This window comes from Phenylobacterium sp. (genome assembly GCF_025934275.1).
Classification (GTDB): domain Bacteria; phylum Pseudomonadota; class Alphaproteobacteria; order Caulobacterales; family Caulobacteraceae; genus Phenylobacterium.
Genome location: NZ_JAICYI010000021.1, coordinates 1 through 15,394 on the forward strand (window position 1 = coordinate 1; position 15,394 = coordinate 15,394).

16 protein-coding genes and 1 other RNA gene are annotated in these 15,394 nt (G+C 71.9%); 11 read left to right on the forward strand and 6 right to left on the reverse strand.

Annotated features, from left to right (window positions below):
- A partial coding sequence (gene hflC / locus Q0W60_RS07295; RefSeq protein ID WP_297694068.1) for a protease modulator HflC occupies positions 1 to 430 on the forward strand: 430 nt, incomplete at its 5' end.
- On the opposite strand, the gene Q0W60_RS07300 is transcribed toward hflC, so the two are convergent.
- Together Q0W60_RS07300 and serB are read right to left on the reverse strand one after the other, a co-directional pair.
- Positions 427 to 1,116, reverse strand: a complete 690-nt coding sequence (locus Q0W60_RS07300) for an HAD family phosphatase (protein WP_297694070.1) — start codon at positions 1,114 to 1,116, stop codon at positions 427 to 429. The two genes, hflC and Q0W60_RS07300, sit on opposite strands and share 4 nt — an antisense overlap.
- A gap of 47 nt (positions 1,117 to 1,163) precedes the next feature.
- Positions 1,164 to 2,057 carry a phosphoserine phosphatase SerB gene (serB, locus tag Q0W60_RS07305; protein ID WP_297694072.1) on the reverse strand — a complete coding sequence of 298 codons (894 nt, stop codon included), beginning with the start codon at positions 2,055 to 2,057 and terminating at the stop codon, positions 1,164 to 1,166.
- Here serB and miaA point away from each other — a divergent pair.
- The gene (gene miaA / locus Q0W60_RS07310) at positions 2,056 to 2,988 is read left to right on the forward strand and encodes a tRNA (adenosine(37)-N6)-dimethylallyltransferase MiaA (protein ID WP_297694073.1); all 933 of its coding nucleotides are present in this window, start codon (positions 2,056 to 2,058) and stop codon (positions 2,986 to 2,988) included. The genes serB and miaA overlap by 2 nt on opposite strands.
- A 171-nt stretch (positions 2,989 to 3,159) precedes the next feature.
- Positions 3,160 to 4,950, forward strand: a complete 1,791-nt coding sequence (locus tag Q0W60_RS07315) for an acetolactate synthase 3 large subunit (protein WP_297694075.1) — start codon at positions 3,160 to 3,162, stop codon at positions 4,948 to 4,950.
- Positions 4,951 to 4,977: 27 nt separating this feature from the next.
- Here Q0W60_RS07315 and Q0W60_RS07320 read toward each other — a convergent pair whose 3' ends face one another.
- From Q0W60_RS07320 to Q0W60_RS07330, 3 genes are all read right to left on the reverse strand, one after another.
- Positions 4,978 to 5,292 (reverse strand): DUF6665 family protein, encoded by a 315-nt coding sequence (locus Q0W60_RS07320; RefSeq protein ID WP_297694077.1) that lies wholly within the window; start codon positions 5,290 to 5,292, stop codon positions 4,978 to 4,980.
- A 43-nt stretch (positions 5,293 to 5,335) separates the two neighbouring features.
- Positions 5,336 to 5,935, reverse strand: coding sequence for a hypothetical protein (locus tag Q0W60_RS07325; protein ID WP_297694079.1), 600 nt, complete (start codon positions 5,933 to 5,935; stop codon positions 5,336 to 5,338).
- Positions 5,936 to 6,005: 70 nt separating this feature from the next.
- A complete protein-coding gene (locus tag Q0W60_RS07330) occupies positions 6,006 to 7,025 on the reverse strand; it encodes a hypothetical protein (protein WP_297694081.1) in 1,020 nt (339 codons plus the stop codon).
- Positions 7,026 to 7,519: 494 nt separating this feature from the next.
- On the opposite strand from Q0W60_RS07330, the gene ilvN reads away from it, so the two are divergent.
- On the forward strand, positions 7,520 to 8,068 hold the full coding sequence (gene ilvN / locus Q0W60_RS07335) for an acetolactate synthase small subunit (RefSeq protein ID WP_297694083.1): 549 nt from the start codon (positions 7,520 to 7,522) through the stop codon (positions 8,066 to 8,068).
- 41 nt (positions 8,069 to 8,109) lie between these two features.
- Positions 8,110 to 9,018 carry a hypothetical protein gene (locus tag Q0W60_RS07340; protein ID WP_297694085.1) on the forward strand — a complete coding sequence of 303 codons (909 nt, stop codon included), beginning with the start codon at positions 8,110 to 8,112 and terminating at the stop codon, positions 9,016 to 9,018.
- A gap of 6 nt (positions 9,019 to 9,024) precedes the next feature.
- Here Q0W60_RS07340 and Q0W60_RS07345 read toward each other — a convergent pair whose 3' ends face one another.
- Positions 9,025 to 9,612: a septation protein IspZ gene (locus Q0W60_RS07345; RefSeq protein WP_297694087.1), complete on the reverse strand. Its 588-nt coding sequence runs from the start codon at positions 9,610 to 9,612 to the stop codon at positions 9,025 to 9,027.
- Positions 9,613 to 9,780: 168 nt separating this feature from the next.
- Here Q0W60_RS07345 and Q0W60_RS07350 point away from each other — a divergent pair, with 168 nt between their 5' ends.
- From Q0W60_RS07350 to Q0W60_RS07375, 6 genes are all read left to right on the forward strand, one after another.
- Positions 9,781 to 10,893 carry a glycosyltransferase 87 family protein gene (locus tag Q0W60_RS07350; RefSeq protein WP_297694088.1) on the forward strand — a complete coding sequence of 371 codons (1,113 nt, stop codon included), beginning with the start codon at positions 9,781 to 9,783 and terminating at the stop codon, positions 10,891 to 10,893.
- Positions 10,871 to 11,231: a transfer-messenger RNA gene (ssrA, locus tag Q0W60_RS07355) on the forward strand. The genes Q0W60_RS07350 and ssrA overlap by 23 nt, the downstream gene beginning before the upstream one ends.
- A 117-nt stretch (positions 11,232 to 11,348) precedes the next feature.
- On the forward strand, positions 11,349 to 11,837 hold the full coding sequence (locus tag Q0W60_RS07360; protein ID WP_297694090.1) for a ClpXP protease specificity-enhancing factor SspB: 489 nt from the start codon (positions 11,349 to 11,351) through the stop codon (positions 11,835 to 11,837).
- On the forward strand, positions 11,837 to 12,310 hold the full coding sequence (locus Q0W60_RS07365; protein WP_297694092.1) for a PaaI family thioesterase: 474 nt from the start codon (positions 11,837 to 11,839) through the stop codon (positions 12,308 to 12,310). Before Q0W60_RS07360 ends, Q0W60_RS07365 begins: the two co-directional genes overlap by 1 nt.
- Positions 12,310 to 13,083, forward strand: coding sequence for a C13 family peptidase (locus tag Q0W60_RS07370; protein ID WP_297694094.1), 774 nt, complete (start codon positions 12,310 to 12,312; stop codon positions 13,081 to 13,083). The genes Q0W60_RS07365 and Q0W60_RS07370 overlap by 1 nt, the downstream gene beginning before the upstream one ends.
- Before the next feature lie 78 nt (positions 13,084 to 13,161).
- The gene (locus Q0W60_RS07375) at positions 13,162 to 15,315 is read left to right on the forward strand and encodes a serine hydrolase domain-containing protein (RefSeq protein ID WP_297694096.1); all 2,154 of its coding nucleotides are present in this window, start codon (positions 13,162 to 13,164) and stop codon (positions 15,313 to 15,315) included.
- Positions 15,316 to 15,394 lie beyond the last annotated feature (79 nt).

Genomic DNA, 15,394 nt, shown 5'->3' on the forward strand with positions numbered 1-15,394 from the left:
GCGCGCCGACGCCGCGCGGTTCGGCATCAAGGTGGTGGACGTGCGCACCAAGCGCGTGGACCTGCCGAGCGACGTGGAAGCCTCCGTCTTCAAGCGCATGCGCACCTCGCGCGAGCAGATCGCCGCCCAGACGCGCGGCCAGGGCGAAGCCCAGAAGCGGCAGATCATGGCGACGGCGGACAAGACGGTGACCGTCACGCTCGCAACCGCCACCCAGGAGGCGGAGACCACCCGCGGCCTGGGCGACGCCGCGCGCACCCGCATCTTCGCCCAGGCCTATGGCCGCGACCCGGCGTTCGCGGCCTTCTACCGCTCGATGCAGGCCTATGACGCGGCGCTCGCCAACGGCGACACGACGCTGGTGATCTCGCCCGACAGCGACTTCTTCAAGTACTTCCAGCGCGGGCCCGGCGGCTCTGGGCGGCGCTAAAGCCGACCGCTCATCCCGGAGTGATATCGCGGCTCCAAGAGTCCGCGCACCTCGTGCAGGTCGGCGGCGATCCGGACGCAGAGCGAGCGCATCTCCTCGGTGGGATCGAGCATGTCCGGCACCATGATGGTCATCATGCCGGCCGCGGCCGCCGAGCGGACGCCGTTGTGGCTGTCCTCCAGGGCCAGGCAGTGGGCGGGATCGACGCCCAGCGCCTCGGCCGCCTTCAGGTAGGGATCGGGACTGGGCTTCGGCCGCGGATAGTCGCCTTGGGCGAGCACGGCGTGGAAGCGGTCCAGGAGCCCGTGCGCGGTCAGGTGATGCTCCACGTCGACCCGCCGCGAGGAGGTGCAGACCGCCCGCGGCAGCCGGCAGGCGTCGAGATGGTCGAGGATCTCCAGGACGCCGGCCTTCAGCGCGATCTTCGCCTGCGCCAGCTCATAGAACCGCCGGACCGAGCCGTCGCGCAGGGCGTCGGTGTCGAAGTCGGGACCGAAGTGATCGCGCAGCACCTGGGCGCTGCCGGCCCAGGCGTGGCCGATCATGCGCTTCATCACCGCGAGCGGAAGATCATAGCCCATGGCCGCGGCCTGGCTCGTCAGGGCCTCGCAATAGACCACCTCGGAGTCGACCAGCAGGCCGTCCATGTCGAAGACGACGGCCTTGACGTCGCGCGGCAGAGCCATGGGCCGCTTTAGCCGAATCGACGCGGGCGTCCAATTCACGCCTGGATTCAGTCGGTGACGAACTCGCTGTCCCGATAGCCTTGGAAATGGAGCAGCGCGGTCAGGTCCGCATGATCCACCCGCGCGTTGGCCTGGGCCGCGACGATCGGCTTGGCGCGGTAGGCGACGCCCAGGCCCGCCACCTCGATCATCGCCAGATCGTTGGCCCCGTCGCCCACGGCCAGGATCTCAGATAGAGCGAGGTCCAGCGCCTCCGCTTCCTGCAGCAGCGTCTGCAGCTTGGCCTCGCGCCCGAGGATGGGCTCGGCGACCAGGCCAGCGAGCGTCCCGCTTTCCTCGATCAGCACGTTGGCGCGCTCGGCATGAAAGCCCGCCGCGGCCGCGACCCGTCCGGTGAAGAAGCTGAACCCGCCGGAGACCAGCACGCAGCGGGCGCCGCCCGCGGCCATGGTGCGCACCAGCGTCCTGGCGCCGGGATTGAGCCGCACACGCTCGTCGAAGGTCCGCTGCAAGGCGCTCACCGGCAGGCCGCGCAGCAGCGCCACGCGTTCCCTCAGCGCGGTCTCGAACTCCAGCTCGCCGCGCATGGCCCGTTCGGTGATGGCGGCGATGTGCGGCTTCAGACCCGCGAAATCCGCAAGCTCGTCCAGGCACTCCACGTTGATGATCGTGGAGTCCATGTCGGCGACCAGGAGCCGCTTCCTGCGTCCGTTCCACGGCTGCACGCAGACGTCGATCGGCCGGCCGGCGAGCGCGCCTTCCGCGGCCTCGCGCACGGCGGTCTCGCCCTCGGCCTCCACCGCCACGTCGATCGCAAGAGGTCCCAGCGGGCGAGGCTCCTTGACGCGGGCCTGCGCGCCTGCGAGCGCTTGCGCCAGCCCGGCGAGCGCGCCCTGGGCGGCGCCCCGCGCCGGGCTCACGAGGGTGAGGGCAAGCTGCATGGAGCCCCGCATCTGGCTGATCGCCGGGCCCACGGCAAGCGGCAAGTCGGCGCTCGCCCTGCAGCTCGCCGAAGCCGCGGACGCCGAGATCGTCAACGCCGATTCCATGCAGCTCTACCGCGACCTGCGGATCGTGACCGCCCGTCCGAGCCCGCAGGACGAGAGCCGAGCGCCGCACCATCTGTTCGGGATCGCCGACGCCGCCGACGCCTGGTCGGTCGGCCGCTGGCTGCGGGCGGCGGGCGAGCTCATGGCCCGGCTGGCCGAGGCGCATCGGCCGGTGATCCTGGTGGGCGGCGCGGGGCTCTACTTCCGCGCCCTGACGCGCGGCCTGGCCGACATCCCGCCGGTCCCGGCGCAGGCGCGGCGCGAGGCCGAGCTGGAGTTCGACCAGATGGGCGAAAGCGCCTTCCGCGGACGGCTAGGCGCCTACGACCCGGCCGCCGCGGCGCGCATCGCGCCCGGCGACCGCCAGCGGCTGGTGCGCGCCTGGGAGGTGTTCGCCGCCACCGGCACCCCGCTTACCGACTGGCAGGAGACCGGCCGGCCGAGCCTGGCTCCCGAGGCCTGGCGCGGGGTCGCCCTGGAGCCGCCGCGCGAGACGCTCTACGCCCGCTGCGACGCACGGCTGGAGGCGATGGCGGCGCAAGGCGCGCTCGACGAAGTGGCGGCGCTGATCGCGCGCAACCTCGATCCCGAGCTGCCGGCGATGAAGGCGGTGGGCGTGCGCGAGCTGGCCGCCCACGTCCGCGGCGAAGCGACGCGCGAGGCGGCGCTGGCGGCGGCCAAACGCGAGACCCGCCGCTACGCCAAGCGCCAGCTCACCTGGCTGCGCGGCCAGATGGCCGATTGGCCGCGCCTGGCCGGCGACACCGCCGAGGCGCAATGGAGGCAGTTTCTTGCCCTGGAGCCGAGCTTGACGCGTACCTAGCGGCATGCGAAAGCGCTGAACTATCGTTTGGAAGGAATGCCCGTGCGCGGAATTCTTGTACTCGTAGGGCGACCGCCAGCGGATTGAGCGCCTCGCGCTCAAACGCCGAACGGTCGCTTGCACCAGGCCCCCCGCGGGCCTTTTTTAATGCCTCCAGGCCAAAGTTCCGCCATGACCGCCCACCAGACCATCGAAGCCCAGCCCGACGTGATCTCCGGCGCCGAGATCCTGGTGCGCGCGCTGATCGACCAGGGCGTCGACGTGCTGTTCGGCTATCCGGGCGGGGCCGTGCTGCCGATCTACGACGCGCTGTTCGCCGAGCCCAGGCTGAAGCACGTGCTGGTCCGCCACGAGCAGGGCGCGACCCATGCCGCCGAGGGCTACGCCCGCTCGACCGGCAGGCCGGGGGTGGTGGTGGTCACCTCGGGCCCCGGCGCGACCAACGCGGTCACCGGCATCGTCGACGCCCTGATGGATTCCATCCCGCTGGTGGTCATCACCGGCCAGGTCGCGACCCACCTGATCGGCACCGACGCCTTCCAGGAATGCGACACCATCGGCATCACCCGGCCCTGCACCAAGCACAACTACCTGGTGAAGTCGGCCGAGGAGCTGCCGCGGGTGGTCCATGAGGCGTTCCACATCGCGACCTCCGGCCGGCCGGGGCCGGTGGTCATCGACATCCCCAAGGACGTGCAGTTCGCCAAGGCGCGCTATCAGGGCCCGCGCGAGGTCAAGCACGTCCACAACTACCACCCGCGCACCAAGGCCGACCCGCTGCGCATCGCCGAGGCCGCGGCGATGATCGCGCAGGCGCGGCGACCGATCCTCTACACGGGCGGCGGGGTGATCAACGCCGGCCCGCGCGCGGCGCAGCTGTTGCGGGAGTTCGCCAAGCTGACCGGCGCGCCGGTGACCTCGACGCTGATGGGCCTGGGCGCCTTTCCCGCCTCGGACCCGCAGTGGCTCGGCATGGTCGGCATGCACGGCTCGTTCGAGGCCAACAACGCCATGCACGACTGCGACGTGATGGTGGCGGTGGGCGCGCGATTCGACGACCGGGTGACCGGGCGGCTGGACGCTTTCGCGCCCACGTCGCGCAAGATCCACATCGACATCGACGCCTCCTCGATCGGCAAGAACGTGCGCACCGACGTGGGCCTGGTGGGCGATGCGGCGAGCGTGCTGGAGGACCTGATCGCCCTGTGGACGGCGCGCGGCTACAAGCCGGACAAGGCGGCGCTTGCGGACTGGTGGCGCGAGATCGGCGCCTGGCGCGCGCGGGAATCGTTCCGCTATCGCCCCGACGCCAAGCTGATCAAGCCGCAGCACGCCATCCAGCGGCTCTACGAGGCCACCAAGGACCGGGACGTCTACATCACCACCGAGGTCGGTCAGCACCAGATGTGGGCCGCCCAGTTCTACCACTTCAACGAGCCCAACCGCTGGATGACCTCGGGCGGCCTGGGCACCATGGGGTATGGCCTGCCGGCCGCGGTCGGCGTGCAGATGGCGCATCAGGGGAGCCTGGTGATCGACATCGCCGGCGACGCCAGCGTGCTGATGACCATGCAGGAGATGTCGACGGCGGTGCAGCACGAGCTGCCGATCAAGATCTTCATCCTCAACAACGAATGGATGGGGATGGTGCGCCAGTGGCAGCAGCTGCTGCACGGCGAGCGCTATTCGCACTCCTATTCGGCGAGCCTGCCCGACTTCGTGAAGCTGGCCGAAGCCTATGGCGCAGTGGGCCTCAGGGCCGAGCACCCGGACGAGCTGGACGGCGCCATCGCCGAGATGATCGCCATCAACCGGCCGGTGATCTTCGACTGCCGGGTGACCAAGGAGGAGAACTGCTTCCCGATGATCCCGTCGGGCAAGGCGCACAACGAGATGATCATGGCCGAGGAGGCGCGCGACCTGGGATCGATCATCGACGACGCGGGCAAGCGGCTGGTCTAGGGCGGCGGGCCGAGCGGACGGCCGTCCTCAGCGGGCGCCGATGCGGTTCAGGACCTCGCGCGGGATGGCGTACTGGGCGATGACCCCGGCGCGGTCGCGCAGGCCAATCACCTCACGCTGCACGAAGAAGCACCAGGCCGCATCCGCCGCCTCGCGGACCAGCGCCGCGCGCCCCTCCCCGCCCGCATGGCCGTTCAGCGCCGCCAGCGCCGCCTCCAGCCGCGCGCCCTGGCGGCCGAGCGCGGCCGCCTGCTCCTGCAGCAGCTCGTAGCGGAGCACGGCCTCGCCGGTCTCGACGCCGAGGCGCTTGCTCAGGCTCTGGGTGAAGTGCGGCGATGGCATCGGGCCGATGTCGGGCGCTTTCGGGCCAAAGGCAAGCGCCGCCTCAGGCGAGCGCGAGTTCAGGAAGCTCAAGCCAGGCGGCCTGGACGGCGAGCTTGTAGTCCTCGCTCCAGGGCGGGCCGAGCGTCGCACCCATGGCCTTCAGCCGCGCCGCCAACTCCAACGGGCCGACGCCCAGCCGGTCGGCGGTGAGCGCCGGCAGCTCGCGTTCCACCACGCGCCGCACGGCGAGGCCCGCCGCCGCGCAGCCGGCGGCGACGGCGTCGCGGGCGAAGTCCCCCTCCGCTGTGTGGATCCGCGAATGGCTGGCGAGGATGTCGGCGAGCGCGGGCGGCAGCTTCGCGGTCGAGGCCGCCGTCGCCGCCAGCCGCACCTCGACGTCGCGTGCGCGCATGCGGCTGAGCAGGCCCTCGATCCCGCGGGCCAGGTTGGCGACGCAGGCGCGGCGCGACGCCTCGATGACGGCGGGCGCGGCGGAGAGCTCGGCCTCGGCCGCGCGGTGAAACGGGAACTTCTCGCCGGGCCCGGCGAACGCCAGCCGCTCGCGCCAGACGACGTCCGGCGCATCGGCCGAGCCCGCCACCACGGCGGCGGCGGTCCAGTAGGTGTGGGGCCGAAGCCCGAGGACAGCGGAGGCCGGCATCGTGGGACCCTCTCCTGCCTGGCGAGTCTGCCGCAAGCTGCGCCGCCCGGCCAGCGTCCGGCGCCGGGCTTCACCCGGCGCCGAACACCTCAGCGACCGCAAAGTCGGCGGGCCGCAAGGGGAAGGGGTCCGCGCCGCGCGAGGCGATCGCGCGGTCCAGCTCCCACCCCGAACGGCCCACATGGACGCCGATCAGCGCGAGCTCGGAGGCGATCGCCTCCTGCAGCGGCTCCGGCACCGGAAGGTTGCCGGCGAGCCTCGCCTGCTCGAGCCGCCAGCCGAAGATGTGGTCGCGGCCGAGCTCCACGACCGCGCCGGGCTCGCCCAGCCACTCGTAGTAGGCCGACCAGCCGGAACAGGCGTAGGGCAGCTGCTCGGCCAGGCAGTTGCGGAAGCGCTTCGCCGCGCGGCGCAGGTCGGCCTTGGTGGCGAGCGGCCTGAGCACCGCCGTGCCCGGATGCGGTGGCGCCGGCGGCTCCGGATAGAGCTCGTCCCGCACCGCCTCGAACAGGGCCGGCACGTTCGCCGCGCGCGCCCAGCGGGCGGCCGCCCTCGCCGCAGCGGCCGGGCCGGAGCGGAAGCGGATCACGCCGTAGGCTTCGCACAGCACCGCCGCGCCGCGGGCGTCGAGGCCCAAGGCCAGGTGGACCGCGCCGGCCATCGGCTCCGGCAGGGCGGCCAGGGCGCGCACCAGCTCGGGCGCGAGGACCTCGGCGTGCCAGATCGCCTTGGCGGCCTGCCGGTGGCGCAACAGGCCGGCGAGCGCACGGTAGTCCGCGGCGGTCCAGGCGACATCGCCCATGCGGCTCACCGCGCGCGCCAGACCCAGAGGCGGCGCCGGGCCCGCCGCCAGACGGATCGCATGCGGCAGCCGCGCCTCCAGGATCGCGGCCGCGACGGCGTCGCGGCCCCACGCCAAGGCCAGGCAGACGAGGTGCCGGCGCGCCGCGCGCGCGGTCAGGAACGGCGCATGCGGCGCCGGCCACAACGCCGCCACGCGCGTGGCGAACTCGCCGGCGATCAGCTTGAGGAGGGAGGTGGCCTCCGCCTTCGCCACGGCGGGGACCCCGCCGGCGACGGGGAAGAACATCGATTGGGCTCCGGTGGGCGCGGACGCGCCCTGTTCCGGAGCGGCCGCGTGGTCAGTCGTCTTGGTTCGAGCGCGCGTCAGACCCGACGAGGCGGCGCGCGCAAGCGGTCCCGCAGATGCGGGCCCGGCTTGGGGTGTCGTCGCGCAACGCCATTCGGTGAACTCTCCTTCGCGTGGGGCCGGCCATGTCCCATGAACCGGGGCCGCCAGGCAAGAGCCCGCCCGGGAGAACTGGCCGGACGGCCACGATTGTGGCCCGGCCGCAACGCCTGCCGCGAGCCCGCCCGCGCGATTCCGCTGATGGCCCATGCCCTGGTCCTCTCGTTCGCTCAGAGGACGAGGCTACCCGCCTGCCGCCGACACCCTGGTGTCAGCAGCGTCCACGGCTGCGACGAGCGCCTGCGACATCTCCAGCGGCCGCTGTGGGAGCCGCTGGAACTTGCCGGTCACGACCGGGTGTGACACCTCATCGGCTCTCCCTCGGGATTTGCCCCATGACCGACCCCCAGCCCGCCTCCGTCTACGACCTCGCCCACGCCGAGGAGCCGGAGACGCTCGCCACCTTCGCCTGCCTGGTGGACAACGAGCCGGACGTGCTGCACCGGGTGGTCGGGCTGTTCGCCGCACGCGGCTACAACATCGAGAGCCTGACGGTCGCCGAGACCGACCGCAACGCCCACACCAGCCGGATCACCATCGTCACCCGCGGCACGCCGCAGGTGCTGGCCCAGATCGAGGCGCAGCTGAAGAAGATGGTCTCCATGCGCCACGTGCAGGACGTGACGCGCGACCCGAACGGGCTGGAGCGCGAGCTGGCGCTGGTGAAGGTGCGCGGCTCGGGCCCCGACCGGGTCGAGGCGCTCCGCGTCTCCGACATCTTCCGCGCGAAGGTGATCGACACCACCCACGAGAGCTTCGTCTTCGAGGTGACCGGCGCCCCGTCGAAGATCGACCGCTTCGTCGAGCTGATGCGCCCGCTGGGCCTCGTGGAGGTGTCGCGGACCGGCGTGCTCTCCATCCAGCGCGGCGTCGAGACGCTCTGAGGCGGCCGGAACCGTCGGGAAGGCGACCCGCTTTGAAAGGCGTGCGCCCGATCGTCCTGACCCCCCTGATCGCCCTCGCCTGGGCCGGCGCGGCTCAGGCGCAGCTGCTGCGCATCCCGATCAGGCCGAGAGCGCCGGCCGGCGAGCCGCCGGTCGCGGTCGCGCCACCCGGGCTGCCCCCCTCGGAGGCCGAGATCTGGCCGTTCCCGGCGCCTGATCCGAAGTCCTGGTGGGATGAGCCGGGCCTCAAGCGGCCCGAAGCCGCCGATCCGCTGGCCGGGCGGCGGATCCCCCGCGGCTCGACGCTCGCGCCGGTCAGCAACGGCATCGATCCGTCGACCTACCGACTGTGGGGCCTGATGCCGCTGCAGTGGGAGGTGCTCTATCCGGGCGAGATGATCGTCGAGGCCTGGGTGCGGCCCTCGACCAGCGTTCGCCAGAGCGTCGTGCGGGTGATCGTGCGGCGCGACGGCAAGGCCTTCGTCCAGGTGCGCGCGGGCCTCGCGTGCTGCGAGGCCGACATTGCGCGGCGGATCGGCTTCGACGCCGAGCTGCCGCCCGGCTCGGCCGAACGCTTCCTCGCCCTGCGCGACAATCCGGCGTGGAGCTCGCCGCGCCTGGTGCGCACGGAGGAGCACAACGCGGCGCAAGGGCTGTGCGTGAACGGGGTCTCCTACGACCTGACGCTGCTGGTCCGCGGCCAGTCGCGGGCCCTGCACCGCGCCTGCGACGACGCCGCCATCGGGCAGGTCGCCGACATCCTGGAGCCGGTGCTGCGGGCGGGGCTGGGCCACGACCCGCGGTTCGACATCCTGTTCCGCGGCAAGATCGACTTCGGCGCCGAACGCTCGGCCTACCACGAGCTGATCGCCTCGGGCGGCTCGCTGAAGGCCGATCCGCAGGGCCGGCTGCAGCCGCCCGGCGCCGAGATCGCGCCGAAGCCGGAGTAGCCGGCCTCAGGCCGCCTGCGGCGCGGGCGCGGCCTGTGCGGCGCGCTCGGCCAGGATCCGGCCCCGCACGCGGCGGCGCACGGTCCAGTAGGTGAGCGCCACGAACAGAAGCTTGGAGGCGAGCGGAAACGTCGCCAGGAACAGCGGCCACTGCTTCGTGAACCACACGGCCACGATCAGATTGGCCGCGCCGGTCGCGGCCATCAGACCGGACCAGGCATAGCCCCAGGCGATCATGATCCCGTCGCCGTGACCGGTCGCGACCGGCGGCAGGTAGCGCAGCATCCAGCCGCGCTTCAGCATGACCGCGGCGATCGCCAGGTAGATCAGCGTCGGCTTCACCATCACGAAGCGCGGATCGTTGGTCAGCATGCTGGCGAGGCCGAAGACCAGCGCGAGGCCAAGCCCGGCCCACTGCAGGTGCGGGATCGGCCGGCGCAGCAGCTTCATGACCGCGAGCTGGGCGAGGCCTGCGCCCCAGGCGAGGGCGGCCGCCAGGCGGACGTCCACGTGCAGGGCGGTCAGCGCCGCGAAGACGATGGTGGAGAAAAAATCCCACGCCAGCGGGCGCGCCGCATAGATCAAGCCGTTCATGGAAACCCTCAATGAAAACCGACGCCCTGAGGGTACGGACGCAATGCGGTGAGCCCAAACTCGCTCGCGAACGCGACGCGGCGGTTGGCGGAAAACCGCCCGCCGTTGGCGCTTCGTGAGCCGCCATGCGGCGCAATCGCCGGGGTTTTGCGTGTAGCCTCGGCCGGCATGGTCGATTCCGCCGCGACCGCTTCGAGACTCCGTCTGGGCCAGCTCACGCTCGGCCTCGTGCTGGCCGTCTTCGTGCTGATGAGCCTCGCCTTCGTGCGCGAGGTGCTCTCGGTGCAGCCGGCGGGGATCGATTTCGCGCCGCTCTGGGCCGGCGGTCGGGCGGCGCTGCACGCGCCCGGACGGCTCTATGACTTCGCCTACGTCTCGGGCCTGCAGGGCTGGCCGCTGGGCCATGACCACCCGCGGCCGTTCGTCTATCCGCCCTCGGCGCTGATCGTCTTCGCGCCGTTCGCGATCATCCCCTACTGGCCGAGCTATGCGCTCTGGCTGGTCCTGACCGGCGCGGCGTTCCTCGTTTCAGGGCTCAAGGCGGGGGCGCCGTGGTGGTTCGTGCTGCTGCCTTGGGTGACCTTCTGCGCGCTGTGCGGCCAGGTGAGCTTCCTGCTGGGCGCGCTGATCCTGAGCGGGCTTCGCCTGACCCAGGCGCGACCGATCCTCGCCGGGCTGCTGTTCGGGGCGGCGGCGGCGATCAAGCCGCAGTTTCTCCTGCTGCTGCCGTTCGCCCTCCTCGCCGAGGCCCGCTGGCGGAGCCTCGCGGCGACCGCCGCGAGCGGGCTCCTCCTGTGCGGAGCCTCGGCCGCGCTCTGGGGCCCCGCGCCCTGGCGGGAATGGATCGCCGCCCTGCCCCGTTTCCAGGCGGTGGTGTTCGCCAATCCGGCCCTGCTGCGCAACGCGGTCACGCCCTATGCGGCGCTCGTCCAGCACGGCCTGCCCGGCGCCTGGGCCTTCTCGCTTGCGCCGGCGGCGGCGCTCTGGGTCTGGCTCGCCTTTCGCCGCGGCGCGGAGATCGCCGAGCGGCTGATCGCGCTGGTCGGCGGGGCGCTGCTGATCAGCCCCTACGCGATGAACTACGACATGGCGCTGTTCGCGCCTGCGACGGGCATCTATCTCGCCCGCACCTCCGAGCGGCGCTGGCCGTTCTACGCCGCAGCCGCCTACGCCCAGTCGCGGGGGTTCGGCATCGGGCTCCTCACGCTGGCGCCCGCGCTCGCGCTCCCGGCGATCCGCCGCCTGCGCCGGCCGCGCCCTTCTTCAAATCCTAATCCTTGAGCCCTATATTCCCGAGCGTCGGGTTTGCCCGACTATGGTGATAAACGCGCGCGCAATAAGCGGACTGGACCCGGGTGCGATTCCCGGCGGCTCCACCAAATCTTCCTCCGGGTATCGCCGGGCGAGCATGGGGCCGATCAGGATCGACAGACGTGTAAAGGCGTTGCTTTCCCCCGGCCTGACCCACCGTTTCGGGTCATTTGATAGATGCGAACGATAACTTCGCTTCTGAGGTCCGGCTCGCCGCGTAAGCGCGCGTTGGACTTCGACCTAAAGCCCTTACGCTTAGCCGCGTGAGGCGGGGCTCGGAGGGGGCCTGGCAACAGAACCCCTCCACCTAATGCGGGAGGGCGGTCCGCGAGGGCCGCCCTCTTTCGTCACAGCGCCGCAATCCGCCTTGCGCGCGCCAGCCCAGACGCTACGTTTTCAAACACCCGTTCCGCTGGAGATTCCCCGTGGCTCAGGAGCCGCCGGCCCAGGACCTGATGCACTACGAGGCCATGGCCCAGGAGGCCCTGCGCGGCGTGGTCAAGGCCGCGCTGAAGCGCGCCGCCTCCGAGGGCCTGCCGGGCGCGCACCACTTCTACATCACCTTCAAGACCGACGCGGCGGGCGTCTCCGGCCCGCCGGACCTGCTGGCCAAGTATCCGGACGAGATGACCATCGTCCTGCAGCACCAATACTGGGACCTGGCGCCGGGCGAGACGTTCTTCTCGGTCACCCTGCAGTTCGGAGGGCAGCCGAAGCGGCTGTCCGTCCCCTACGCGGCGGTGACCCGCTTCTACGATCCCTCGGTGCAGTGGCTGCTGCAGTTCGAGCCGCCGCCGCCGGCCCCGGCCGAGGCGCGGTTGCCGGCCGCCGCCCCTGCCGAAGCCGCCGACGAGCCCGCACCGGCCAAGGACGGCTCGAAGATCGTCTCCCTCGACCAGTTCCGGAAGAAATAATGACCGACGCTGCGAGCGCCGAACCCGAGGCCCTCACCGACGAGGCCATCCTGCAGCGCTTCCTGCGAACCAAGAACCAGCCCACCGGCTCGCAGACCCTCGGCTTCAAGATGGTGGCGGTGAGCCAGGCCGAGAAGTCGGTGGAGGTGGAGTTCGACGCCCGGCCCGAGCTGCTGCTCAACCCGATGAAGCAGATCCAGGGCGGCTATCTCTGCGCGATGCTGGACGAGTGCATGAGCGTCGCCTGCATGGTGGCCTCGGGCATGACCCACGTCGCCCCCACCGCGGAGATGAAAACCACCTTCCTGCGTCCAGGGATGCCGGGGAAGCTCAAGGGCGTCGGCCGGGTGATCCGCTGGGGCAGCCGCGTGGCGTTCACCGAAGGCGAGCTCTTCGACGCCGAGGGCCGGCTGCTCGCCAAGGCCACCGGCACGGCGATCCCGACGCCGTTCGCCAACTACAAGGGCAAGTAGTGCCGCGGCTCGCGGGGCTGATCGCGGCGCTGACGGGGCTTTGGCTTCTGGCCGCCGGGCCGGCGGCCGCCTCGCCGTTCGACGACTGGGCGGCGGTGGTGATCGCCGGCGACTGGCACGCGCACTCCGGCGGCCCCTCGGAGGCGTTCGACAACGCCCGGCGCGACGTCTCCAAGGCGCTGGTGGCGGCGGGGTTCTCGCCGGCCAACATCCGCCAGTTCTCGGTGCGCCCCGAGCGCTACAGGGACACCCACCCGGACAAGACCGACCTCACGACGATCTACACCGACCTGACGGAGCTGGCCTCGAAGACGCAGGCGGGCTGCCTGTTCTACCTGAGCTCGCACGGGGCGCCGTCCGGCGCGATCGTCGACGATCGGATCCTCGCCCCCGGCGTGCTCGACGCCATCCTCGACCGGACCTGCGGCGCGCGGCCGACGGTGGTGGTGATCTCCGCCTGCTTCTCCGGCGTCTACGTGCCGACGCTGGCCCGCGCCAACCGCATGGTTCTGACCGCCGCCCGGCCGGACCGCACGTCGTTCGGCTGCGGCGAGTCCGACAAGTACCCTTACTTCGACACCTGCTTCCTGGCGTCCATGCCGCAGACCCACGACTTCCCGGCGCTCGGCCGGATGGTGCAGGCGTGCGTGGCCCAGAAGGAGCGCCAGACCGGCATGAAGCCGCCGTCGGAGCCGCAGCTGTTCGTCGGCGGCGGCGTGCGGCCGATCCTGCCGCTGCTCGCCTTTGCGACCCCGCCCCCGCCGCCTCGATAACGCTGTTTGAGGGACTCGGGCCGCGGGCCTACAAGGCGCTGCGGATCTCTTCCGACGCGGGGCGCCTCGGGGATTGTCGTGAAGCAGCACAGGGTCGCCGCCGTCCTCCTGGGACTCGCCTTCGCCATCGGCCTGGCGCCGTCGGTCGGGGCGCAGGACGAGCCCTCGGCCGCCAGCGCCGCGCCGCCCGCCGAGCGCACGCCCGCCAGGCCCGAGGCCTCCCCGCAGCCTGCGACGCCGACCGCCGCGACCGCCCCGCAGGCCGCCCCGAAGCCGGCGCCCGCCGCGGCGGGACCGGTCACGTCCGCGCCGACCGCGCCCGTCCAGCCGGGCGCCCGGTTGTCGGCGGGCCAGCCGATCCCGCCCGCCGAGCTCGCCGCCTTCGCCGATGGCTTCGTGCGCGCCGCCATGGCCCGCGACCACATCGCCGGCGTCACGGTCAGCGTCGTGCAGGACGGGCAGCTGGTGTTCAAGCGCGGCTACGGCTACGCCGACCTGGAGCGCGGGCGGCCGGTGGATCCGGACCGCAGCCTGTTCCGCATCGGATCGATCTCCAAGACCTTCACCTGGATCGCGCTGATGAAAGCGGTCGAGACCGGGCGCATGCGCCTCGACCAGCCGGTGAACCTCTATCTGCCGCAAAGCCTGCGGATCCCCGACCAGGGCTTCGACCAGCCGATCCGGCTGGCCAACCTGATGGATCACTCGCCGGGGTTCGAGGACCGCGCGCTCGGCCATCTGTTCGAGGACCGCTTCGACTTCGTCCGGCCGCTGGCCACGTACCTGCGTCAGGACCGGCCCAAGCGCGTGCGGCCGCCCGGCGCGGTCTCGAGCTATTCGAACTATGGCGCGGCGCTGGCCGGCGAGGCTGTCTCGTTCGTGGCCGGCAAGCCGTACGAGACGCTGATCGAGGACGAGATCCTCGGCCCGGCCAAGCTCGGCCACACCACCTTCCGCGAGCCGCATCCGCTGAAGCCGGGCCTGCCGTCGCCGATGCCGGCGGGGCTCGCGGCCGACGTCGCCAACCCCTACCGCTGGACGGGCTCGGGCTTCGAGCGGCGCGGTTATGAATACATCGAGCAGATCGCCCCGGCCGGCGCGGCCTCGTCCACCGCGGCCGACATGGGCCGCTACATGCTGCTGCTGCTCGGAAACGGCTCGCTCGAGGGCGCGACGATCTACGGCCCGGCGGCGGCCCAGGCGTTCCGCACGCCGCTGCGCGTCACGCCGCCCGGGATCAACGGCTGGGCGCACGGCTTTGCGATCTACGCCCTGCCCGGCGGCTACCGAGGCTACGGCCATGACGGCGGCACGCTGTCGTTCTTCTCGAACATGGTGGTCGCGCCCGATCTGAAGCTGGGCCTGTTCATTTCCACCAACACGGACGGCGGCGGGCGGCTCGCCGGGAGCTTCGCCCCGGCGGTCATCCGGCAGTTCTATGCGCCGCCTCCGCCGCCGCCCAGGCCCGGCTCGGCGGCGCTCGCGCAGCAGGCGCAGGCGTTCGCCGGCTACTATCTCAGCACGCGTCGCGCATATTCCGGCCTGGAAGGTTTCGTCACCGGCGCGCGCGCCGGGCTGAACGTCAGCGTGAGCCCCGACGGGCGGCTGCTGCTCGCCGACGCCGGCGGCGCGAGCGCCTGGGTCCCGGAGGGCCCGTCCGAAGCCGGGCGCTTCATCGCCTCGCAGGACGACAGCCGCATCGCCTTCGTGATGCGGGAGGGCCGGGCGACGGCGCTGCTGCCGAGCTCCGGTAGCGTGCTGTTCGAGCGAACCTCGCCGTGGAACTCCCCGAGCCGGCTGCTGCTGGTCGCCGCGCTGGCCGCCGCGGCCGCGCTCGCCACCCTTGCCGGGCTGGTGCTGCGCAACCGCCGCGAGGTGCGCGAAAGCGCCATCCAGGCCCGCGCCAGCCTCGTGCAGAACATCCAGGCGGGCCTGTGGCTCGCCGCCTTCCTGCTGTTCGGCCTGTGGATCGGCAAGGCGCTCTCCGACCTCGCGTGGGTGATGTACAGCTGGCCGGGCGCGCTGCTGATCCTGGCTTCGACCTGCGCGCTGGTCGCCGCGGCGCTGACGCTTCCGACGCTCATCGCCCTTCCGGCAATCTGGAGCGGCGGCCGGCGGGTGGATTCCTGGAGCTACCTGCGCAAGGCCTTCTTCACCGTGACGGTCGCGATCAACCTGGTGTTCTCGGTGATGCTGGGCCTGCATGGCGCGCTCAGCCCGTGGAGCGGCTGAAGCTCGGCCTTAAACCCCCCGTTTACCAAGCACTGGGTAAATCCTGCCTAGCAGGGGGCGGGTTCCAGGGGCGCTCCCG

What these genes read in the sequence shown, in the direction of transcription:
- Q0W60_RS07315 (WP_297694075.1), top strand. Translation starts at nt 3,160, where the DNA reads ATGACCGCCCACCAGACCATCGAAGCCCAGCCCGACGTGATCTCCGGC.
- Q0W60_RS07350 (WP_297694088.1), top strand. Translation starts at nt 9,781, where the DNA reads ATGGTCGATTCCGCCGCGACCGCTTCGAGACTCCGTCTGGGCCAGCTC.
- miaA (WP_297694073.1), top strand. Translation starts at nt 2,056, where the DNA reads ATGGAGCCCCGCATCTGGCTGATCGCCGGGCCCACGGCAAGCGGCAAG.
- Q0W60_RS07320 (WP_297694077.1), bottom strand. Translation starts at nt 5,292, where the DNA reads ATGCCATCGCCGCACTTCACCCAGAGCCTGAGCAAGCGCCTCGGCGTC.
- Q0W60_RS07325 (WP_297694079.1), bottom strand. Translation starts at nt 5,935, where the DNA reads ATGCCGGCCTCCGCTGTCCTCGGGCTTCGGCCCCACACCTACTGGACC.
- serB (WP_297694072.1), bottom strand. Translation starts at nt 2,057, where the DNA reads ATGCAGCTTGCCCTCACCCTCGTGAGCCCGGCGCGGGGCGCCGCCCAG.
- Q0W60_RS07300 (WP_297694070.1), bottom strand. Translation starts at nt 1,116, where the DNA reads ATGGCTCTGCCGCGCGACGTCAAGGCCGTCGTCTTCGACATGGACGGC.
- Q0W60_RS07330 (WP_297694081.1), bottom strand. Translation starts at nt 7,025, where the DNA reads ATGTTCTTCCCCGTCGCCGGCGGGGTCCCCGCCGTGGCGAAGGCGGAG.
- Q0W60_RS07345 (WP_297694087.1), bottom strand. Translation starts at nt 9,612, where the DNA reads ATGAACGGCTTGATCTATGCGGCGCGCCCGCTGGCGTGGGATTTTTTC.
- Q0W60_RS07365 (WP_297694092.1), top strand. Translation starts at nt 11,837, where the DNA reads ATGACCGACGCTGCGAGCGCCGAACCCGAGGCCCTCACCGACGAGGCC.
- ilvN (WP_297694083.1), top strand. Translation starts at nt 7,520, where the DNA reads ATGACCGACCCCCAGCCCGCCTCCGTCTACGACCTCGCCCACGCCGAG.